Genomic DNA, 1,547 nt, shown 5'->3' with positions numbered 1-1,547 from the left:
GGGGCAAGTTTCGTGCTTAGATGCTTTCAGCACTTATCTTTTCCGCATTTAGCTACCGGGCAGTGCCATTGGCATGACAACCCGAACACCAGTGATGCGTCCACTCCGGTCCTCTCGTACTAGGAGCAGCCCCCCTCAATTCTCCAGCGCCCACGGCAGATAGGGACCGAACTGTCTCACGACGTTCTAAACCCAGCTCGCGTACCACTTTAAATGGCGAACAGCCATACCCTTGGGACCTACTTCAGCCCCAGGATGTGATGAGCCGACATCGAGGTGCCAAACACCGCCGTCGATATGAACTCTTGGGCGGTATCAGCCTGTTATCCCCGGAGTACCTTTTATCCGTTGAGCGATGGCCCTTCCATTCAGAACCACCGGATCACTATGACCTGCTTTCGCACCTGCTCGAGCCGTCACTCTCGCAGTCAAGCTAGCTTATGCCATTGCACTAACCTCCTGATGTCCGACCAGGATTAGCTAACCTTCGTGCTCCTCCGTTACTCTTTGGGAGGAGACCGCCCCAGTCAAACTACCCACCAGACACTGTCCGCAACCCGGATTACGGGTCTACGTTAGAACACCAGCCATTAAAGGGTGGTATTTCAAGGATGGCTCCACGCAGACTGGCGTCCACGCTTCAAAGCCTCCCACCTATCCTACACATCAAGGACCAGTGTTCAGTGTCAAGCTATAGTAAAGGTTCACGGGGTCTTTCCGTCTTGCCGCGGGTACACTGCATCTTCACAGCGAGTTCAATTTCACTGAGTCTCGGGTGGAGACAGCCTGGCCATCATTACGCCATTCGTGCAGGTCGGAACTTACCCGACAAGGAATTTCGCTACCTTAGGACCGTTATAGTTACGGCCGCCGTTTACCGGGGCTTCGATCAAGAGCTTCGCGTTGCCGCTAACCCCATCAATTAACCTTCCGGCACCGGGCAGGCGTCACACCGTATACGTCCACTTTCGTGTTTGCACAGTGCTGTGTTTTTAATAAACAGTTGCAGCCAGCTGGTATCTTCGACTGATTTCAGCTCCACCCGCAGGGGCTTCACCTACATATCAGCGTGCCTTCTCCCGAAGTTACGGCACCATTTTGCCTAGTTCCTTCACCCGAGTTCTCTCAAGCGCCTTGGTATTCTCTACCTGACCACCTGTGTCGGTTTGGGGTACGATTTCGTGTTACCTGATGCTTAGAGGCTTTTCCTGGAAGCAGGGCATTTGTTACTTCAGCACCGTAGTGCCTCGTCATCACACCTCAGCGTTAAAAGGTACCGGATTTACCTGGAACCTCCGCCTACATGCTTAAACCGGGACAACCGTCGCCCGGCTAACATAGCCTTCTCCGTCCCCCCTTCGCAGTAACACCAAGTACAGGAATATTAACCTGTTTCCCATCGACTACGCCTTTCGGCCTCGCCTTAGGGGTCGACTCACCCTGCCCCGATTAACGTTGGACAGGAACCCTTGGTCTTCCGGCGAGCGGGCTTTTCACCCGCTTTATCGTTACTTATGTCAGCATTCGCACTTCTGATACCTCCAGCA

The 1,547-nt window shown here is 53.7% G+C and carries 1 rRNA gene; it reads right to left on the bottom strand.

Features of this window, described 5'->3' with window-relative positions:
* Positions 1–1,547, bottom strand: a 23S ribosomal RNA gene (locus ACJBF3_RS25975); the annotation flags it as partial.

The organism is Enterobacter sp. PP-008-ECC_S150 (assembly GCF_045257065.1).
In the GTDB taxonomy this organism is placed as follows: Bacteria; Pseudomonadota; Gammaproteobacteria; order Enterobacterales; family Enterobacteriaceae; genus Enterobacter; species Enterobacter chengduensis.
The sequence above is the reverse complement of the archived record's forward strand: the minus strand, read 5'-3'. Positions and strand labels throughout refer to the sequence as shown.